Genomic DNA, 17,959 nt, shown 5'->3' on the forward strand with positions numbered 1-17,959 from the left:
AGATATGTTTACAGGGGCCTTAGCGCCCCTTTGCCGTTTTTTATTTTACCGGAGGAAGACATGGCGATCACTGCCAATAAACGCCCTGTGATGACATTGTTCTCAGCAGCTGATGACATGTTCAGCCATCAGGTACGCATAGTACTGGCTGAAAAAGGCGTAACTGTCGATATTCTTCAGGTCGCACAAGATAATTTGCCGGAGGATCTGTACGAGGTAAACCCGTATGGTAGCCTGCCAACTTTGCTTGATCGTGAACTGGCGTTGTATCAAGCCAATATTATTATGGAATACCTCGATGAGCGTTTTCCGCATCCACCGCTGATGCCGGTATATCCGGTTGCGCGTGGTCAGGCACGTTTAATGATGTACCGCATCGAAAAAGATTGGTACCGTCAGGCGGCAAGTATTCTTAATGGTGACGAGCACGCAGCCACGGCACGGCAGGAATTAAGAGAAGGCTTGCTGTCTATCGCACCATTGTTCAACGAAACGCCGTTTTTTATGAGCGAAGAGTTTGGCCTGGTCGATTGTTATATGGCTGCATTGCTGTGGCGTTTGCCGCTGTTGGGCATTGAGCTGAATGGCCCTGGTAGCAAAGAGTTGAAAAATTATATGACGCGTATTTTTGAACGTGATGCATTTCAGGCTTCATTAAGTGATGTGGAACGTGAGATCCGCAGAGGAATGAAGTTTTAATGAAGATGACGCCAAACCGCCCTTATCTGTTAAGGGCGTTTTATGAATGGATTGTCGATAATAACGGCACGCCATATTTGGTGGTAGATGCGACAGCCGATGCTGTTAAAGTACCGACTCAGTTTGTACAGAACGGCCAAATTGTGTTGAATACAGCGCCCTCTGCGGTCGGTAATTTGCAGCTGGGCAATGACGCGGTAACCTTTAATGCCCGCTTCGGCGGAAAGCCGTTTGCGTTGTATATTCCGGTTACGGCTGTGTTGGCGATTTATGCGCGTGAAAACGGCGCCGGCACAGTATTTACGCTGGAAGAGGAAGAAGACGAAGCAGAGATATTCAGTAATAGCCTCGAAGATGAGCCTGCTCCGCCGGAACCGCCGAAGCCGAAAAGAGCTTCACACTTAAAAGTAGTTAAATAACAGCATCAACGGCTCAGCTCCGGCTTGGCAGTAGCAACTTGCCAAAATGTCTGAATAAGCGGCTCATGTAGCCGTTTGTTCAGCATGCATACGCCAAGGTCAAATGGCTCAAAGCGATAGTCTAACTCCAGCATCCGTACCCTGTCTTTTACCGGACTGTTTACCACAACAGCATCGGCTACCAGTGCTACGCCGGTGCCCAGCGCGACCATCGATACCATAGCCTCATGACCATCCACCTTTGCCGCAATTAACGGCGTTATGGCCATATCCGCCAGCCAGCGGTCAAAACGACCACGGGCAGGGCCATGTTCCGGCATAATCAGCGGTATTTTGTGCCACGGTACCGGCTCCTGTTGCAGTAAATCATTTACTTTACAGGGAATCGTTGGGGCTATCAGCATCACCGGCAGGCTGGCAATGCTTCTGAATGCCAAATTGGCCGGCAGGTGTGCCGGATGGGCAGCCAGGGCGATATCGGCTTCATCCAGCCGGACTTTTTCTATTGCTGAGGCCGCATCACCGGTAGTCAGTTTTATCTCGGCTTTCGGACAGACTAAGCGGAAACGATCCAGAATGGCCGGCAGATGGCTATAGCTGGCCGTGACGGTGCAGAATAAGCGGATCTCACCGGTTAATTCAGCGCTGGCTAGCTGTAAATCGACCTGCAGCTGATGCCATTCATCCAGCCAACTGCGGACAAAGCGGGCAAAACGTTGCCCGGCAGCGGTGAGGCGGACTGAGCGTTTATCGCGAAAAAACAACTCTGCACCCAGTTCCTCTTCGAGCCGCTGAATAACCCGCGTTAATGTCGGCGGGCTTACATACATTTGTTCGCTGGTTTTACTAAAGTTTAAACTGCTGGCCAGGTGCTGAAATAATTGTGCGCTGCGGATATCCATACAAAGAGCCTATGTTTCATTTTATGAAATACAGACTTCAAAATATATCACTTCACGCAATTAAAAGCAGTAGTTAGTATAAGCTCATTAAAGCAGACAACCAGTGCTGCTTATGCTCACCAACCAGGTTAGAGCGGTTACAACGAATTTAGAGAAGTATCATGACAAATTATTTTAATACGCTGAATTTACGTCAGCAGTTAGGCCAGTTGGGCCAGTGCCGCTTTATGGATAAAGCTGAATTTGCTAATGGTTGTGCGCTGTTAAAAGGCTGGAATATCGTTATTGTAGGTTGTGGTGCTCAGGGCTTAAACCAGGGGCTGAACATGCGCGACTCCGGCTTGAACATCAGCTACGCTTTGCGTGCTGAAGCTATAGCAGAAAAGCGCGCATCGTTTGAAAAGGCCAGCAGTAACGGTTTTAACGTAGGCACTTATGCTGAACTGATCCCAACGGCAGATCTGGTGTTAAACCTGACGCCGGATAAGCAGCACAGCAGTGTTGTAGATGCGATTATGCCGCTGATGAAGCAAGGTGCAACGTTAGCTTATTCACACGGTTTTAATATCGTAGAAGAAGGTAAGCAAATCCGGCCCGACATCACGGTTGTGATGGTGGCACCTAAGTGCCCGGGAACGGAAGTGCGGGAAGAATATAAAAGAGGATTTGGGGTACCGACATTAATTGCGGTACACCCGGAAAATGATCCCAAAGGACAAGGCTTAGACATTGCCAAAGCATACGCTGCGGCAACGGGGGGAGATCGGGCTGGTGTGCTGCAGTCGTCTTTCGTGGCGGAAGTAAAATCCGACCTGATGGGCGAGCAAACTATCCTGTGTGGCATGTTGCAAACCGGCGCTATTTTGGCGTTTGATAAAATGGTCGCCGACGGGGTTGAGGCGGGTTATGCCGCTAAGTTGATTCAGTATGGCTGGGAAACAGTAACCGAAGCGCTAAAGCATGGTGGTATTACTAACATGATGGACCGCTTAAGTAACCCGGCAAAAATCAAAGCGTTTGACTTAGCAGAGCAGCTAAAGCAAACATTGCGGCCATTATTTGAAAAGCATATGGACGACATTATCAGTGGCGAGTTTTCCCGTACGATGATGGCTGACTGGGCTAATGATGATAAAAACCTGCTTACCTGGCGTGAGCAGACCCGCAGCAGTGGTTTTGAGCAAGCGCCTGTGTCGGATGAAAAAATTAGCGAACAGGATTATTTTGACCGCGGTTTGTTGCTGGTCGCGATGGTTAAAGCCGGTGTAGAACTGGCGTTTGAAACCATGGTAGATGCCGGCATAGTGGCCGAATCTGCGTACTATGAGTCACTGCATGAAACGCCGTTAATTGCTAACACCATAGCGCGTAAACGTTTGTATGAGATGAACGTGGTGATTTCAGACACTGCAGAATACGGTAACTACTTGTTTGCACATGCCGCTGTACCGTTACTGAAAGATAGTATCAACGCATTGAACAGCGACTATATCGGTAAAGGCGTAACAGGCAGCAATGGTGTCGACAACCTGAAACTGATTGCCGTGAATGATGCGATCCGGCAGCACCCGGTTGAAACAGTCGGCAGAAAATTACGTGGTTACATGACAGCGATGAAACGGATAGTGGAGTCGAATCAGTAACTCAAAGAATGATGTGGTTATAGGTGACTCAGCACGCCAAAAGCGGCAGTGTTACCTGGCCAATAACGATGTTATACGTGGACCTTGGTTGTTTTGCCCTGCTATGCAGGGCTTTTTTTTCGCGCTAAGCTGAGGTTTTATAATTACGGAATATTGATGTTATGAAAACAATTGCGCTGGTTGCACACGACGGTAAAAAGCAGGCATTGCTGCAATGGGTTGCGGCGCATAGCGCATTTTTTGCTGACAAAGCGCTGGTGGCCACCGGCACCACCGGCAAGCTGGTTTCAGAGGTGTTAGAAAAAGAAGTGCTATGCCTTGCCAGTGGCCCTTTAGGAGGCGATCAACAAATTGGTGCAATGATTGCTGAGCAGAAAATTGATTGGTTGGTATTTTTTTGGGACCCGCTGTCATCACAACCGCATGACCCGGATGTAAAAGCATTAATACGTTTAGCGGTAGTATGGAATATTCCGGTGGCTTGTAATCAGGCGACAGCAGATTTTATCGTTCATTCCAGCTTATATCAGCAAGATTATCAGCGTGAAGTGCCGGATTTTTCGGTATACCAAAAGCGACTGGAGACAAAATAATTATCATGGTTTGATGGTTGTTTAACCGGTATGAAAGCTATCTGTTTAGTGTGAGATTATTTATTGCAGACAAAGAAGGTAGGCCGCAAACTGCGCGGCCACCTAAGGTCCTGTTTCGTCATCCTGTCGATACTATCCTTAGCATATCATCCCTGGCTCCGTCCCGGAGTGTTCCCAAAGCGTCCAGCCTGTCCTGTCGTCCTTAAACATTATCATCCTGATAATGTGCTCTCATCCTGAGAGTGTCCTGTTTCGTCCGTGCAATTCTCAGCGCAGTTGAAGAATCTGAAAAAAGGCCTGCTCATCCTGAGCGTGTTCTGTTATTCATCCTTGTGCTATCCTAGCGAAATACTGCGTCCTGCAGTTATACCTTGTCATCCTGACCAGCTGTCTATCCGTTGACGAGTTAAGTATGTACTCTACTGCGGGGCTTGAGCATGGCTTTTAAGAAAAAAGCGCATTGTAATATTATTGTAAAGCATGCCATTTTTGTTTTTTAATGATATTTATCAAATGCTTATGTTTGTTTTGTGTGGTGGGTTTTACGGTTAAATAGCGTTTAAGCTCACTCATTTGTGAGATATATCTCACAACAAAGCCTGCCGTTAAGTTGCGATATGCTACAACCAGGCTGCGAACCTGTGGTTAAAAAGGAATATTATGGCCAGAGAGCAACTGGGAATTTGTGCTGAAGCGAATTTACACGGCAGCTATTTATTGTTTAATGCCCTTGAAGGACATGAGCGGGTGTTGCGGCACAAACTGGCCCGGTTACCGCAATTATTCGACCGCCTTGCTGAACATTTTTCTGAAGCCATGTTAACCGGTGTGGTGGCAGTTGGCAGCACCTTTTGGGATTTACTGTATCCGGATGCCCGGCCGGCCGGACTAACAGCGTTTGCGGACCACAGTACAGATGATATTGATCTGGCTCCGGTACCTTTGGATATCTTGATCCAAATTCGGTCAGACCGGCAGGATGTAAATGTTATTGCCAGCCTGCAGGTGCAACAGTTGTTACAAGGGCATGTTGAACTGCAGGAGCACTTGCAAGGCTTTCGTTACCTTGATGGCAGAAATTTGAGCGGATTTATTGATGCGCCTTATTGCCCCAAAGGTCGGGCCAAGCGCCAGGCCGCATTGGTTGATGCAGCGCAGCAGCCGGTGTTTGCTGCCGGCAGTTATGTATATCTGCAGCGATTGTCGTTCGATGCTCCGGCCTGGCAACAATTAAGCTTGTCGGAGCAAGAAGAAATCATGGGTTATGACAAAGTTAGCGGTAAAAGGCTGGCTGACGGTTTGATTTTACCTGACAGCCACCTGGCGGTGATGCAGCCGGATATCGAAAGTCCAATGGCGGTGGTGCAGCAGAATATGCCGTTCTGCCTGCTTCCGCAGCAGGGGTTAATTGAGCTTAGTTATGCTGCTAATCCTGCGGCGTTGGCCTTGCAGTTGGCTAACCGGCTTGGTCAGGCTCAGAATAATGGCTACGATTTGCTGCTAAACTACTGTCGCATTGAGCTCAGTGCCGCGTTTTTTGCACCTTCCATCAGCTTTCTGGAGTTGTCAGCGCTAGTGTAATGCTGGTGTCTGACGTTAGACTTTCTCGAACAGCTCTGTCACTTTTCGCAGTGTAAAGTCGATGTTTCTTACACTCTTAGGTGCAATAAATATCGTGTCGTCTCCGGCTATAGTGCCCAGCACGCCTTCTGCTTTGCCGACAGAATCCAGCAAACGGGCAATCAGCTGTGCCGCACCCGGGCTGGTACGGATAATAATCATCACATCATTATGCTCAATGTCGAGCACCAGCTGACGCAGTGGACTTTTAGTGGTAGGTACGCCTAATTCAGGGGGTAAAGTATATACCATCTCCTGTTTGGCATTGCGGGTGCGTACAGCGCCATATTTGCTCAGCATGCGGGACACTTTTGATTGACTGATATTGTCAAAGCCTTCGTTTTTCAGCGCTTCAACAATTTCGCCCTGAGAACCAAAGCTCTCAGTTTTCAACAACGCTTTAAACGCCTGGATAAGTGCTTCTTGCTTTGCTTGCTTTGTCATACCACGCTCATACCTGTTATTTGTTGCTGCTATCTTAGCAAAGTTCGTTGTCCGGTACACTTTGTGAAGTAAACTACACTAAAATTCGCTAAAATGCTTAGACTTTAGGCTTAAGCTATTTGTATTTTTAACGCGGTTTCAGTATTGTTGGCGCGTTTTCATTCAACCGTTATCAAGGGAGATAATTATGAAAGTTGCCGTATTAGGTGCCGCCGGCGGTATTGGCCAGGCATTATCGTTATTGCTTAAGTTAGACTTACCTGCAGGCACAGATTTAGCGTTATATGATTTAGCGCCGGTAACACCGGGTGTTGCGGTTGATTTAAGCCATATCCCTACCGCTGTTAAAGTAACAGGTTACGGTAAAGAAGACTTGCATACTGCACTGGCCGGTGCCGATATTGTGATGATCCCCGCCGGTATGCCGCGTAAGCCGGGCATGGACCGTTCAGACTTATTTAACATCAACGCCGGTGTGGTAAAAACCCTGGCCGAAGCGATCGTTAAGCAATGTCCGAAAGCGTTGGTGGGTATTATTACCAACCCGGTAAATACTACCGTTGCTATTGCGGCTGATGTATTTAAAAAGGCCGGCACTTACGACGCACGCCGCTTATTTGGTGTTACCACCCTCGATGTTATTCGTGCAGAAACCTTCGTTGGTGAGTTAAAAGGTAAAAACCCGACTGAAATCACCGTGCCGGTTATCGGTGGTCACAGCGGTACTACTATTCTGCCGTTATTGTCGCAAGTTGCCGGTGTCAGTTTTTCTGATGAAGAAGTGGCATCTTTAACGCATCGTATTCAGAATGCCGGTACTGAAGTGGTTGAAGCCAAAGCCGGTGGCGGTTCAGCGACCTTATCAATGGGTCAGGCAGCTGCGCGTTTCTGTATTTCATTGATCAAAGGTCTGCAGGGTGAAGCGGTTACTGAATATGCCTATGTTGAAGGTGCAGGCGAGCATGCCCGTTTCTTTGCACAACCTTTGGTACTGGGTAAAAACGGTGTGGAAAAACTGCTTCCAATCGGTACTTTAAGCGCCTATGAGCAAAAAGCTATGACGGATATGTTAGCTACACTAAAAGCTGATATCACTTTAGGCGAAGAGTTTGTAAAGAATAACTAAGTTATTTTGCAAATTAAAAAAGGCGCTGCGGCGCCTTTTTTATTTGCTGAAAACACACCTTAATGTGTTCGCGACACCGCTATATCGGCCAATGCCAGCAACGCTTGCTTATAGTCTGACTCGGGCAGTATGGCCAGGGCCTGACGGGCTTTTTCGGCTTCAGCTTCAGCTAATTGCCGGGTATAACCAAAGGCGTTGGTTTCGTGCAGTGCAGCCATAATTGCATCTAATTGCGCCATGCCATTGCCTTCTTCTATGGCAGAGCGGATCAGCGCCTGCTGCTCAGTCGTGCCATGCTTAAGTGCATGAATTAATGGCAGCGTTGGCTTACCTTCAGCCAGATCATCGCCAATATTCTTGCCCAGCTCTGTGGCATCAGCCTGATAATCCAGCACATCGTCTATCAGTTGAAAAGCGGTGCCTAAATGCATGCCATACAGTTTCATACTGTTCACTACAGCTTCAGGTTGCTGCGCAATAATAGCGGCTAATTGGGTGGCTGCTTCAAATAACTTGGCTGTCTTACAATAGATAACCTGCAGGTAGCTTTGCTCGGTGGTATCCGCGTCATTAACGTTCATTAATTGCAACACCTCGCCCTCGGCGATGATGTTGGTGGCGTCTGCCAATATATGCATAATGCGCATATCGTTCAGCGATACCATCATCTGAAATGAACGGCTATACAGAAAGTCACCCACCAGTACACTGGCCTGGTTGCCAAATACCGCGTTAGCTGTTTGTTTGCCGCGCCGTAGTGTTGACTCATCCACAACATCATCATGCAGCAAAGTAGAGGTATGAATAAATTCAATAATCGCTGCAACAGTAACGTGCGCCGTGCCTTTGTAACCCAGCGCTTTGGCTGCCAGTACCGCCAGAAGAGGGCGTAAGCGCTTGCCGCCGCTGTTGACTATATAGATGCCTAATTGATTGATCAGAGCGACATCAGAGTTTAGCTGCGAGAAAATGTGCTGATTTACAGCTGCCATATCGTCAGACGATAGCTGCTGGATCTGTTCGAGCGTCATGAAAAACAACTGCTTAAACCATAGAATGGCGCTAATTCTACACTATCGGCAGGGCAGTCCCAAAGCAAAACCGGATCCTTTTATGGCTTCAATGATCTTTTTTATATTACTACTTGCGGGGGTAGGGGAAATTGCGTACAATTCGCGCCCTGTGAATTGAATTAACACGCCCCTTAAACAAGCGATGGCGTGCTTTGTACGGAGTTAACTATGTACGCGGTTTTCCAAAGTGGTGGCAAACAGCACCGTGTGACGGAAGGTCAAACTCTACGTCTAGAAAAACTAGATTTAGAAACCGGCGCAACAATCGAATTTACACCGTTGATGGTCGCTAACGGCGAAGACATCTCTATCGGTGCACCTTTAGTAGAAGGTGGTAAAGTAGTAGCGGAAGTGGTCACTCATGGCCGTGGCGATAAGTTAAAAATCGTCAAATTCCGTCGTCGTAAGCATTCACGCAAACAGATGGGCCACCGCCAGTGGTTCACTGAAGTGAAAATTACCAGCATCAGCGCGTAACAGGAGTATCGACACATGGCAAGTAAGAAAGGTGTAGGTAGCACTCGTAACGGTCGCGATTCAGAAGCTAAACGCTTAGGTGTTAAGCGCTTCGGTGGCGAATCAGTTTTAGCTGGTAGCATCATCGTGCGTCAGCGTGGTACTAAATTCCACCCTGGCACTAACGTTGGTATCGGTAAAGACCATACTTTATTCGCTTTAACTGAAGGTAAAGTGAAATTTGAAGTTAAAGGTGAGCACAATCGTAATTTTGTGAGCATCGTCAGCGAATAAGCTGTCAGACTTTAAACAAACCCCGCCTTGTGCGGGGTTTTTTATTAAAATGCCAGGCACAACGCCCTAAACAGCGTTTTGCACACAGCTTGTCATAAGCTGAGTTATACTTATAGGCCAGCCGCTTGCTGGTCGTTATCTAATATGGTTAATCAGGACGCACCCGATGAAGTTTGTAGATGAAGCGATAATACGGGTTGAAGCCGGCAACGGCGGCAACGGCATTATCAGTTTTTTACGTGAAAAGTTTATATCAAAGGGTGGCCCGAACGGCGGCGACGGTGGCGACGGTGGTGACGTTTATCTGGTTGCCGATGAAAACCTGAATACGTTGGTAGATTATCAGTTTGAGAAGTTTCATCGTGCAGAGCATGGTGAAAAAGGCGGTAGCGTAAACTGCACCGGCAAGCGTGGTAAGGATCTTGAGTTACGTGTGCCTGTCGGCACCCGTGCTGTGGATGTCGATACCGACGAAGCATTGGGCGATTTAACCCGTGCCGGCCAACGCTTACGTATTGCTAAGGGCGGCTGGCATGGCTTGGGCAATGCCCGCTTTGCTACCAGTACCAACCGCGCGCCCCGCAAAAAGACCAATGGTACCCCCGGGGAAATCCGTAACCTGCGTTTAGAATTATTGCTGTTGGCCGATGTGGGCTTGTTAGGCTTACCAAATGCCGGCAAATCGACCTTGATCCGTGCGGTATCTGCCGCCAGACCAAAAGTCGCTGATTACCCTTTTACAACCCTGGTGCCTAATCTGGGTGTGGTACGGGTTGAATCTCACCGTTCTTTTGTTATCGCGGATATTCCGGGACTGATTGAAGGTGCTGCTGACGGCGCCGGTTTGGGTATCCAATTTTTAAAGCATTTAGAGCGTTGTCGCCTATTGCTGCATGTTATCGATGTATTGCCGGCGGATGGCTCGGATCCGGCAGAAAACGCCGTTACCATAGTGCAGGAGCTGGCAAAATACAGCAAAAAGCTGGCCGGCAAACCGCGTTGGTTGGTATTTAATAAGCTCGATTTGGTGATGGACGACGAGCTTGACGAGGTTATTGCTAAAGTGACCGCTGCATTGGAGTGGGATGGTCCGGTATGTAAAATTGCAGCGGCCAGTCGCACCAATACTGAACGTTTAGCCGCTGACATTCTGAATTATATTGAATTGCTACCGGCCGAACAGCCGGCAGAACAAGCGACAGATCCGGTTAACTTCAAATGGGATGACAGCCCGGTTGACGCGCAGCAAGTGATTGACGAAGACGACGATGATGACGATTTCGACGACGACGATTATGATGTAGAAGTAATTTACCAGCGCTAAGGTCCGTTAATGATTATATCGATGGTGGCAGCCATGGCTGCCAACAGAGTAATAGGCAAAGATAACCGTATGCCTTGGCACTTGCCTGCCGATTTAAAGCACTTTAAGCAGGTCACTTTGGGTAAGCCGGTGGTGATGGGGCGTAGAACCTTTCAGTCTATTGGTCGCACATTGCCGGGCCGGCGCAATATTGTTATCAGTCGCAATACGCCGGCAGATGCTCAGGGCGCGGAGTGGGTGCAAAGTTTAGAGCAAGCGCTAAACTTGCTGCAGGACCAGCCGGAGGTAATGATTATTGGTGGTGCACAGATTTACAGCCAGTGTTTACCTTTAGCGCAGCGCTTGTATCTTACTGAGATAGCGCTGGAAACCACGGGTGACACCTGGTTTCCGGATTATCAAATAAGCGGCACCTGGCGTCAGGTTGAAGAGGCAATGCATCCGGCCGATTCAGTAAATCCTTATGCTTGTCGCTTTATCACTCTGGAGCGGGCTGTTTAGCCCGGGTTTGCACCTGTCAGAACATGTTGTTAAGATGATTCAGGTTATATTCAGTGAGGAGTAGTAAATGAGATTATTGCCAACTTTGTTTTGTGCGGCAACAGTAACGTTGTCATTATTGGCAGCGCCTGCTGCGGTAGCCGATGATCAGTTAGCTGCTTCTATGTGTGACTATGTTGCAGCAGACGATAAAAATCGACTGCGCAAGGTACTGAGTGATTACCGTCTGCGCTTACGTAATATTTATGATGGTGTCGTATGCAATGGCCAAAGCTTAATCCGTCATTCTTTTGCCAGCAATGCTGCAGATGTCGGCGAATTTATCGCCAAACAGTTACCCGGCTCTGCTATCGCCGACTCCGGTGATATTGCCTGGGCTGAAGCAAATGGCTTTGCAGCGTCACCGTTATTGGCGGTATTGAAAGAACGCGCAGGTAGTTAATTGCAGCAAATAAAAAAACCGCCCGAGGGCGGTTTTTTTGTGGCTGCTGCCGCACTTACACTTTAAATTGTTCGACAGATACACGCAGCTCTTCAGCCAAACGCGCTACTTCATGGCTTGATTCAGACGTTTGCTCTGCACCGGAGGCGGTTTCTTCGGCGATAGACACGATAGATTCCAATAACTTGCTGATCTCATGCGATACCTGATTTTGCTCTTTTGCCGCATCTGAGATTTGTTCACTCATATCGTGCGCCAGATGCACTGCATGGGTAATTGAATCCAGTGCTTTGGTAGCTACTTCGGTTTTTTCTACGCAGTCTTCTGCTTGCTTACGGCCTTTATTCATTGCTTCTACTGCTGCTTGGGCACCGCTTTGCAGTACCTGAATCATCGCCTGAATTTCCTGGGTAGAGGCCTGAGTTTTGCTGGCCAGTGAGCGCACTTCATCAGCAACTACGGCGAAACCGCGACCTTGTTCGCCGGCACGGGCCGCTTCAATTGCCGCGTTCAATGCCAGCAGATTAGTTTGTTCGGCGATACCGCGGATCACATCAAGAATACTACCGATAGAGGCACTGTCTTTATGCAATTTATTAATTACGGTAGAAGCTTGCTCTACATCTTGTGACAGCTGCACAATAATGGCTTTGTTTTCCAACGAAATGCCTTTAACGCGTTCGGCTTCGTTATCGGCATTTTTAATTTCGGCTACGGCGTCGTTTGAGCTTTGTAATACGCCTTGTGCCGTGCTGCTCATTTCTGTTGTCGCAGTTGCCGCTTGGGTAACTTGTGATTTTTGTTCGCGTATAGCCTGAGTTGTCTGTACCGTGATTGCAGAAGTTTGCTCTGATGCAGCCGCAAGTTGTGTCGAGCGAGAAATAATGCCCTGAATTAACTGCTGCAGATTGGCAATAACCTTGTTGCAGTTGCTTGCGAGTTCGCCGAACTCGTCTTTGGCGCTGTCATCAAGCTTTTGGGTCATATCACCGGATGCTACTACACCCAGAATTTGATTCACCTTAGCCAAAGGAATAGAGATACTGCGTACTGTTACTGTAGCAATAAGCACAGACAATAGTATTGAGCCCAGCACCACGACAAAAATCAGTGTAATAGCGTTGGACACCTGTGATACTGAATCTTGCTGAATTTTTTCTGCTGCTGCGCTGGCCTGATTCAATAAGCGTTGCAGGCTGGCCATGGCTCCGGCAGTTTGTTCTTCGGTTAAAGCCAACGATGCTGTTGCTTGTGCTGCGCTTTGCAGCCGTTGTAGTTTCAGACCGGGGATACTGCTGCTACCATCAAGCAATTTGTTAATAGCGGATATTTTTTCTTCTAAGTCAGTAACCAGACTAACTTTGCCGGCAGTTTCAGTGCGGATAGTAGCAAACTGCTCATTTAAATCCTTCAAACGAAAGGTAATTTCGTTGCTGATGGTGTTGGCGGTGGTATCAGAAGTTGTACGGTTTAAATCCACCACATTGCTGATCAGCGTATTAATGCCGGTTTCTATATTGGTGGCTGCCTGATAAGACCGTGGAAAGCGGCGTTGTACGTCACGTACGTCAGTAAAGTCGAGGATAAGCGAAGCCATATCATCGGCATTCATTTCCAGGTCGGATAATTTACTGTCGATAGTATCGCGCAGGCTGAGGCTGTTCTCTACCTGATTAAATAACCGGGCTGTAACCGGCGTAAAGTCAGTATAAGCCCGTGCTACAGTATCGGCAGCAGACTTTAATGTCGGCTCGTCTTGCACCGTTGCTGCCAGCTTATCAGATGCTTTCTGATAGCGTTGTTGCTGGTCAGAAAATTGTTGTTTCAGTGTGGCCACTTCTGCCAGAGTATCGGCATAGAACGCCTGTAAGCTTAGCTTGCTCATAGAGACAAATTCGCTTTGCATTAAAGCGCTGTTCTCCAGAGCTGGTATCGACACCTTATTTACTTCGGCTGTGGACGCACTGATATTGTTCAGGCTGACATAAGAAGCCATACCTATGATAAGCAGGAGCAGTGAAATAATACCGAACCCACCGACCACCCGCAATGCAACGGTTAACTTCATAATAACTCCCGATTTTTGCTTGATGTTCACCTTAACGCAAGATGAATAACTTCTCAAGTTTGGCCAAAGCATGCAATTATACAGCGAATGCTACATACCCGCTACACTATAACGTTGTTGTGTCTCCAGACAATACGCGGTAAGTGCATTGCCCCAGACACAACCGGTGTCTAAAGCATGAATGTCTGCCACCGGACTATAACCGTTTAACGCTGCCCAGTGGCCAAAGAAAAGTTCAGGGCGCGGTTTATTGCGCCAGAATTCATACCAGGGCACTAAGCTGGTTTGGTAGCGCGGATGGCCTTTTTCTTTTAGCTCTAAAGAACCGTCCGGGCGACAAAACCGCATGCGTGTGCAACTGTTTATAGCAAAGCGCCAGCGTTGCTCAGCACTGAGATCGGCCGAAAAAGCGTCAGGCTGATTACCGTACATGACACTAAGTAATGTTTTTGGATCGCTGCGCAGCAACTGCTGCACTTCGTCAGTTTGCTTGACTGCGTCATCAAGTGACCACTGCGGCGCCAGGCCGGCGTGTACCAGCAGGTAACGCTGATCAGGACTGATATACAACAACGGCAATTGGCAAAGCCAGTGCACCAGTTCATCCAATTGCGGGCTATCAAGCAGTGGTTGCAGTAAGTCTTTTGCCTTCGCGGTACCAAAACCGTAGTAACAGGCAATAAAGTGCAGGTCATGATTACCCAGCACACTTACAGCATTGTTACCGAGGCTTTTAACGAATTGCAGACATTCTAATGATTGCGGACCGCGGGCGATTAAATCACCACAGAACCAGAGTTTGTCTTGCGCCGGGTTATAGTTGATGCGTTGCAACAGGCGCTGCAACACATCAAAGCAGCCCTGTAAATCGCCGATGACATAAGTGGCCATCAGTTAAGAATATTAGGCATGGCCAAACGGAACAGCGGAATAGCTGCGTGAAAACGCTCTTGCTGCAGGGTTTCCATTTCATAATGGCCCTGCATGTTACCTACAGGCGTTTCCAGCACCGCGCCGCTGGTATAGCGATAGCTGCTACCCGGTGCAAGCTGAGGTTGCTCGCCAACTACACCATCGCCTTCGACTTCAGTTTGCTTGCCGTTGGCATCAGTGATAAGCCAATAACGGCGCAACAAGCGTACCGTATCGCTACTGTGGTTGCGGATAGTAATAGTGTAAGCAAACACATAACGTTCGGCAGCAGGATCTGATTGCGCGGCAATATAAAAGGTTTCTACTTCAACCGGCACATTGTAGTGTGAACTCATAGCGACGACTCTTTCTGCTCCAGCCATTGTGCAATACGGACGAAATCCTCTACGGCTAATTGCTCCGGACGTTGGCCGGGGTCCAGCCCCAGCTGCTGTAAGTCTTCTGCAGTAGCAATATTACTAAAACAATTGCGTAATGTTTTACGACGTTGATTAAAGGCTTCCAGACAAACGCGGTTCAGGGTTTCGGCAGATACCTGCGCTCTGGCTGAAACGGCTTTGGGTATTAACCTTACTACGGCTGACTCGACTTTAGGTGCCGGCTTAAACGCTCCCGGGCCTACTTGCACTACCGGCATAGCGTCACAGTAATATTGTGTCATAACGCTTAAGCGACCGAAGGCTTTGCTGCCGTGCACCGCTGTCATGCGCTGCACCACTTCCTTTTGTAGCATAAAGTGCATATTTTCAATTAAGTCGGCATATTGGAATAAGTGAAATAGCAGTGGAGTTGAAATGTTATAGGGCAAATTTCCAAAGACTTTCAGTTTCTTAGTACTGCTTGTCAGGCTGGTGAAGTCGAACTTCATTGCATCGGCCTGATGAATGGTTAGTTTGTCAGCCAGTTGCGGGTGTTGCTGTAAACGCTCTGCCAGGTCTCTGTCCAACTCGATTACGGTTAAATGGCCGGCCGCTTCTGCGACAGGCTCTGTCAGAGCACCCAAGCCCGGGCCAATCTCTACCAGCAGGTCGTCTGGTTTGGGTGAAATAGCTTTAACAATCCGGCCAATAACCTGAGGGTCATGCAGAAAGTTCTGGCCAAAGCGTTTGCGGGCGCGATGGCCCTGATGTACGTTATCAGTCATTAATAGTCGTCGTTTTAGTGGCCAAACTAATGGCCTGGTTAACGGCATGGAATAAGCTGCCGGCATCGGCTTTTCCTGTTCCGGCTAAATCCAGTGCGGTGCCGTGATCTACCGAAGTACGGATCAGCGGTAATCCCAAACTGATGTTGACCGAACGGCCAAACCCCATATGCTTAAGTACCGGTAATCCCTGATCATGATACATGGCCAACACGGCATCGGCGTCGTTCAGGTATTTTGGTTGAAACAAGGTATCTGCCGGCAGCGGACCCACCAGTGTCATACCCTGAGCACGTAATTCATTCAGCGCCGGAATAATAACATCCAACTCTTCGCGGCCAAGATGGCCATCTTCGCCGGCATGCGGATTTAAGCCGCAGACATAAATTTTCGGCTGTGCAATAGCAAATTTTTGCTGTAAATCCTGATGCAAAATACTGAGTACTTTTAGCAACCGTTCGCGGGTGATGGCTTTGGCGACATAGGCCAGAGGAATATGGGTAGTGGCCAGTGCTACCCGCAGACCTTCGGTTGCCAACATCATAACGACATAAGGGGTGTTGGACTGTAGTGCAAAAAATTCGGTGTGGCCGCTAAACGGAATACCGGCCTGGTTAATAATGCCCTTGTGCACCGGCCCCGTGACAATAGCCGCGAACTCTCCATTGATAGACTTTTCACCTGCGAAACGCAAGGTGTCTACGACATAATGTCCGTTGGCGGCATTTAATTGACCGTTAATAACCGGCTCTGCCAGCTCAAAATTTACCAGTGTCAGGCTGCCGGTCCGCTGGGGAGCTGCGGGTCGGCTGGGGTCATATGGCAACAGTTTTAGCGGTAAATTAAGCTGAGCTGCGCGCTCAGTTAACAGTGCCGCATTGGCGCATACAACCAACTCAACCGGCCACTCCTGCTGAGCCAGAGCAATAACCAGGTCCGGACCAATGCCGGCCGGTTCGCCGGGCGTAATGCCAAGGCGCAATGTCATTAATCCTCCGCCATCACTTCAATATAAGCTTCAGTGCGTAATTCGCGCAGGAAGTTAGTGGCTTCCTCGTTATAACGACGGTTGAATATCATCCGGTAAACCTGTTGGCGCTTTTTATCTGCTGTGGCATCCACGGTGCGTTTGTCCAACACCTGGGCAATATGCCAGCCGTGCTCTGTGCGAAATGGTTCGCTGATTTCATTTGGTTGTAACCGGTTTAGTGTATCTTTGAATGCCGGTACGAAGACGTCCGGTTCGCTCCAGCCTAAATCGCCGCCGTTGAGCTTTGACCCCGGATCCTCGGAATGCTGTTTAGCTAATTCAGCAAAGTCAGCCTCGCCGGCTCTGAGTTTGGTGACAAAATCTGCCAACATGCTGCGGGCACGTTCCTCACTGAGAATAATCGATGGCTTTATCAAAATATGGCGTGATTTTACTTCCTTAATATCAGCTACGTTTTCACCACGGATATCAAAGATAGTTAAAATATGAAAGCCGGCGCCGGAGCGCAACGGGCCAATCATATCGGTTTTTTTCCGGCCGCGAATGGCTTCTGAGAATAGAGTAGGCATTTCATTAATATTCATCCAGCCCAAGTCTCCACCTTCCAGCGCGTTAGAACCTGACGACGATGCAATAGCAATGCGCTTAAAGTCACTGCCATCGCGCAGCAATTCCATGACTTTGTCAGCACGCTCTTTAGCGGCATTGATATCATCTGTCGTTGCCTGGCTTGGGATAGCAATTAAAATATGACCCAGATTATACTGTTCGTTACTGGCACCTTGCTCTTCCATCAGCTTAATGACACTGTCAACTTCTTGCGGGCTGATATACACCCTGCGTTGCACATTTGCCCGCACCACTTCGCCGGTGATCATTTCTTCGCGCAGCCGCTCACGAAAACGTTCATAGTCACCTTCTTCAGCCACTACTTGTTGGCGGAATGCTTCCAGCGACAGATTTTCGCTCTGTGAAATGTTGCGGATTGTATCATCTAACTGCGCATCGCTGATTTGCATACCCATACGTTGGGCTAATTGCAGTTGTAAGCTGGTAAGGATAAGCCGCTCAATTGCCTGGGTACGCAGGGCCGCGTCTGATGGCAGCGTTTGTTGCTGGGCAGCCGCATTGCGTTTAACCCGGTTTACAACGTCGTCTACATCACTTTGCAGCACTACGCTGTTATCAACAACGGCAGCCACCCTGTCAATTTCACGTTCGGCCGCAACAGCCTGTAAACTGACGCAGCATAATAATGCGCTCGCGATAACTTGAGATAACTTCATA

Annotated in this window: 20 protein-coding genes; 11 read left to right on the forward strand and 9 right to left on the reverse strand. The window is 48.4% G+C overall.

All coding sequences use genetic code 11. From position 1 onward, the window contains the following. The first annotated feature begins 60 nt into the window (after window positions 1-60). Both sspA and HRH59_RS12620 read left to right on the forward strand, forming a co-directional pair. Window positions 61-699 carry a stringent starvation protein SspA gene (gene sspA / locus HRH59_RS12615; RefSeq protein WP_173501629.1) on the forward strand — a complete coding sequence of 213 codons (639 nt, stop codon included), beginning with the start codon at window positions 61-63 and terminating at the stop codon, window positions 697-699. Window positions 700-704: 5 nt separating this feature from the next. After that, a complete protein-coding gene (locus tag HRH59_RS12620) occupies window positions 705-1,118 on the forward strand; it encodes a ClpXP protease specificity-enhancing factor (RefSeq protein ID WP_173501694.1) in 414 nt (137 codons plus the stop codon). A 5-nt stretch (window positions 1,119-1,123) separates the two neighbouring features. Here the strand turns inward: HRH59_RS12620 and ilvY are convergent, their stop codons facing one another. Further along, window positions 1,124-2,020, reverse strand: coding sequence for an HTH-type transcriptional activator IlvY (ilvY, locus tag HRH59_RS12625; RefSeq protein ID WP_173501630.1), 897 nt, complete (start codon window positions 2,018-2,020; stop codon window positions 1,124-1,126). Between the two features lie 161 nt (window positions 2,021-2,181). On the opposite strand from ilvY, the gene ilvC reads away from it, so the two are divergent. The 3 genes from ilvC to HRH59_RS12640 all read left to right on the forward strand — a co-directional run bounded on the left by ilvC (window position 2,182) and on the right by HRH59_RS12640 (window position 5,837). Then, window positions 2,182-3,663 (forward strand): ketol-acid reductoisomerase, encoded by a 1,482-nt coding sequence (gene ilvC / locus HRH59_RS12630; RefSeq protein WP_173501631.1) that lies wholly within the window; start codon window positions 2,182-2,184, stop codon window positions 3,661-3,663. Between the two features lie 161 nt (window positions 3,664-3,824). After that, window positions 3,825-4,256, forward strand: coding sequence for a methylglyoxal synthase (locus HRH59_RS12635; RefSeq protein WP_173501632.1), 432 nt, complete (start codon window positions 3,825-3,827; stop codon window positions 4,254-4,256). Between the two features lie 660 nt (window positions 4,257-4,916). Next, a complete protein-coding gene (locus tag HRH59_RS12640) occupies window positions 4,917-5,837 on the forward strand; it encodes a Dyp-type peroxidase (protein WP_173501633.1) in 921 nt (306 codons plus the stop codon). Between the two features lie 15 nt (window positions 5,838-5,852). Here the strand turns inward: HRH59_RS12640 and argR are convergent, their stop codons facing one another. After that, window positions 5,853-6,320 carry a transcriptional regulator ArgR gene (gene argR / locus HRH59_RS12645; protein WP_173501634.1) on the reverse strand — a complete coding sequence of 156 codons (468 nt, stop codon included), beginning with the start codon at window positions 6,318-6,320 and terminating at the stop codon, window positions 5,853-5,855. A 187-nt stretch (window positions 6,321-6,507) separates the two neighbouring features. Between argR and mdh the strand changes: the two genes are divergently transcribed. Beyond that, window positions 6,508-7,446 (forward strand): malate dehydrogenase, encoded by a 939-nt coding sequence (gene mdh / locus HRH59_RS12650; protein WP_173501635.1) that lies wholly within the window; start codon window positions 6,508-6,510, stop codon window positions 7,444-7,446. Between the two features lie 59 nt (window positions 7,447-7,505). Here mdh and ispB read toward each other — a convergent pair whose 3' ends face one another. Then, window positions 7,506-8,477: an octaprenyl diphosphate synthase gene (gene ispB / locus HRH59_RS12655; RefSeq protein WP_173501636.1), complete on the reverse strand. Its 972-nt coding sequence runs from the start codon at window positions 8,475-8,477 to the stop codon at window positions 7,506-7,508. A 210-nt stretch (window positions 8,478-8,687) separates the two neighbouring features. Between ispB and rplU the strand changes: the two genes are divergently transcribed. The 5 genes from rplU to HRH59_RS12680 all read left to right on the forward strand — a co-directional run bounded on the left by rplU (window position 8,688) and on the right by HRH59_RS12680 (window position 11,536). Further along, on the forward strand, window positions 8,688-8,996 hold the full coding sequence (gene rplU / locus HRH59_RS12660) for a 50S ribosomal protein L21 (protein WP_068233856.1): 309 nt from the start codon (window positions 8,688-8,690) through the stop codon (window positions 8,994-8,996). A gap of 15 nt (window positions 8,997-9,011) precedes the next feature. Then, window positions 9,012-9,269, forward strand: a complete 258-nt coding sequence (gene rpmA / locus HRH59_RS12665) for a 50S ribosomal protein L27 (protein ID WP_173501637.1) — start codon at window positions 9,012-9,014, stop codon at window positions 9,267-9,269. A 166-nt stretch (window positions 9,270-9,435) separates the two neighbouring features. Then, window positions 9,436-10,593, forward strand: coding sequence for an Obg family GTPase CgtA (gene cgtA / locus HRH59_RS12670; RefSeq protein ID WP_173501638.1), 1,158 nt, complete (start codon window positions 9,436-9,438; stop codon window positions 10,591-10,593). A gap of 9 nt (window positions 10,594-10,602) precedes the next feature. Continuing rightward, window positions 10,603-11,094, forward strand: coding sequence for a type 3 dihydrofolate reductase (folA, locus tag HRH59_RS12675; protein ID WP_173501639.1), 492 nt, complete (start codon window positions 10,603-10,605; stop codon window positions 11,092-11,094). Window positions 11,095-11,161: 67 nt separating this feature from the next. Then, window positions 11,162-11,536 (forward strand): DUF3718 domain-containing protein, encoded by a 375-nt coding sequence (locus HRH59_RS12680; protein WP_173501640.1) that lies wholly within the window; start codon window positions 11,162-11,164, stop codon window positions 11,534-11,536. 55 nt (window positions 11,537-11,591) lie between these two features. On the opposite strand, the gene HRH59_RS12685 is transcribed toward HRH59_RS12680, so the two are convergent. The 6 genes from HRH59_RS12685 to surA all read right to left on the reverse strand — a co-directional run bounded on the left by HRH59_RS12685 (window position 11,592) and on the right by surA (window position 17,958). Continuing rightward, a complete protein-coding gene (locus tag HRH59_RS12685) occupies window positions 11,592-13,604 on the reverse strand; it encodes a methyl-accepting chemotaxis protein (RefSeq protein ID WP_173501641.1) in 2,013 nt (670 codons plus the stop codon). 90 nt (window positions 13,605-13,694) lie between these two features. Then, window positions 13,695-14,495 carry a symmetrical bis(5'-nucleosyl)-tetraphosphatase gene (locus HRH59_RS12690; RefSeq protein WP_173501642.1) on the reverse strand — a complete coding sequence of 267 codons (801 nt, stop codon included), beginning with the start codon at window positions 14,493-14,495 and terminating at the stop codon, window positions 13,695-13,697. Beyond that, window positions 14,495-14,872: a Co2+/Mg2+ efflux protein ApaG gene (gene apaG, locus HRH59_RS12695; protein WP_173501643.1), complete on the reverse strand. Its 378-nt coding sequence runs from the start codon at window positions 14,870-14,872 to the stop codon at window positions 14,495-14,497. The genes HRH59_RS12690 and apaG overlap by 1 nt, the downstream gene beginning before the upstream one ends. After that, complete coding sequence (gene rsmA, locus HRH59_RS12700) at window positions 14,869-15,681, reverse strand: 16S rRNA (adenine(1518)-N(6)/adenine(1519)-N(6))-dimethyltransferase RsmA (protein ID WP_173501644.1); 813 nt, start codon at window positions 15,679-15,681, stop codon at window positions 14,869-14,871. The genes apaG and rsmA overlap by 4 nt, the downstream gene beginning before the upstream one ends. Further along, complete coding sequence (gene pdxA / locus HRH59_RS12705) at window positions 15,674-16,669, reverse strand: 4-hydroxythreonine-4-phosphate dehydrogenase PdxA (RefSeq protein ID WP_173501645.1); 996 nt, start codon at window positions 16,667-16,669, stop codon at window positions 15,674-15,676. Before pdxA ends, rsmA begins: the two co-directional genes overlap by 8 nt. Continuing rightward, window positions 16,669-17,958: a peptidylprolyl isomerase SurA gene (surA, locus tag HRH59_RS12710; protein ID WP_173501646.1), complete on the reverse strand. Its 1,290-nt coding sequence runs from the start codon at window positions 17,956-17,958 to the stop codon at window positions 16,669-16,671. Before surA ends, pdxA begins: the two co-directional genes overlap by 1 nt. Between the last annotated feature and the right edge of the window lies 1 nt (window position 17,959).

Source organism: Rheinheimera lutimaris (genome assembly GCF_013283795.1).
Lineage (GTDB): Bacteria > Pseudomonadota > Gammaproteobacteria > Enterobacterales > Alteromonadaceae > Alishewanella > Alishewanella lutimaris.